This is a genomic window from Ferruginivarius sediminum (assembly GCF_003344765.1).
GTDB classification, from domain to species: domain Bacteria; phylum Pseudomonadota; class Alphaproteobacteria; order Kiloniellales; family Rhodovibrionaceae; genus Ferruginivarius; species Ferruginivarius sediminum.
Genome location: NZ_QPMH01000053.1, coordinates 1 through 1,557 on the forward strand (window position 1 = coordinate 1; position 1,557 = coordinate 1,557).

Consider the following 1,557-nt stretch of genomic DNA (forward strand, 5'->3'; position numbering starts at 1 on the left):
TGAAGGCGATCCGGAAGGAGCTTGGCGAGGGCGAGGAGGGCCAGGACGAGCTTCAGGAGCTTGAGGATCGGATTGCCAGGGCGAAGCTGTCGAAGGAGGCTCGGGAGAAGGCGCAGGCGGAGCTGAAGAAGCTGAAGAACATGAGCCCGATGTCGGCGGAGTCGACGGTGGTGCGGAACTACCTGGACTGGCTGCTGTCGGTGCCGTGGAAGAAGCGCAGCAAGGTGAAGAACGACATCACGGTGGCGCGGGAGGTTCTGGACCGCGACCACTATGGGCTGTCGAAGGTGAAGGAGCGGATTCTGGAGTACCTTGCGGTGCAGCAGCGCATGGGCAAGGTGAAGGGGCCGATTCTGTGCCTGGTGGGCCCGCCGGGTGTGGGCAAGACGTCGCTGGGCAAGTCGATCGCGCGGGCGACCAACCGGGAGTTCGTGCGGCAGTCGCTGGGCGGTGTGCGCGACGAGGCGGAGATGCGCGGCCACCGGCGGACCTACATCGGCTCGATGCCGGGCAAGGTGATCCAGGGCATGAAGAAGGCGGGGACGCGCAATCCGCTGTTCCTGCTGGACGAGGTGGACAAGCTGGGCGCGGACTGGCGCGGCGATCCGTCCTCGGCGCTGCTGGAGATCCTGGACCCGGAGCAGAACAGCACCTTCGTCGACCATTATCTGGATGTGGAGTACGACCTGTCGGAGGTGATGTTCATCACCACGGCGAACACGCTGGACATGCCGCCGGCGTTGTTGGACCGGATGGAGATCATCCGCATTCCGGGCTACACCGAGGATGAGAAGGTGGAGATTGCCAAGCGCCACCTGATCGAGAAGCAGCGCGAGGCGAACGGTCTGAGCGCGGCGGAGTGGTCGCTGTCGGACGGGGCGCTGCGGGAGCTGATCCGGCGCTACACCCGGGAGGCGGGTGTGCGCAACCTGGAGCGCGAGATCAGCAACCTGGCGCGCAAGGCGGTGAAGGAGATCGCGCTGGGCAACGCCACGCAGGTGCACGTGACCCGGCAGAACCTGGCGAAGTATGCCGGGGTGGCGCGTTACAAGTACGGCGAGGTGGAGAACGAGGACCTGGTGGGGGTGGCCACCGGCCTGGCGTGGACCGAGGTTGGCGGCGAGCTGCTGTCGATCGAGGCGGTGACGGTGCCGGGCAAGGGCAAGGTGACCTCGACGGGCAAGCTGGGCGAGGTGATGAAGGAGTCGATCCAGGCGGCGGAGTACTTCATCAAGAGCCGGGCGCCGGAGTTTGGCATCCAGCCCTCGTTCCTGGAGCACAAGGCGGTGCACGTGCACGTGCCGGAGGGGGCGACGCCGAAGGACGGGCCCTCGGCGGGCATCGCGATGGTCACCGCGATCGTCTCGACGCTGACCGGCATCCCGGTGCGCCACGACGTGGCGATGACCGGCGAGATCACGCTGCGCGGCCGGGTGCTGGCGATCGGCGGGCTGAAGGAGAAGCTGCTGGCCGCCCTGCGCGGCGGGCTGAAGACGGTGCTGATCCCCAAGGAGAACGAGAAGGACCTCGCCGACATCCCCGCCAACGTCAAGCGCA

The 1,557-nt window shown here is 66.9% G+C and carries 1 protein-coding gene; it reads left to right on the forward strand.

Annotated features, from left to right (window positions below; translation table 11 throughout):
• The coding region (gene lon, locus DRB17_RS19770) for an endopeptidase La (RefSeq protein ID WP_114583946.1) at positions 1-1,557 on the forward strand (1,557 nt) is incomplete at both ends.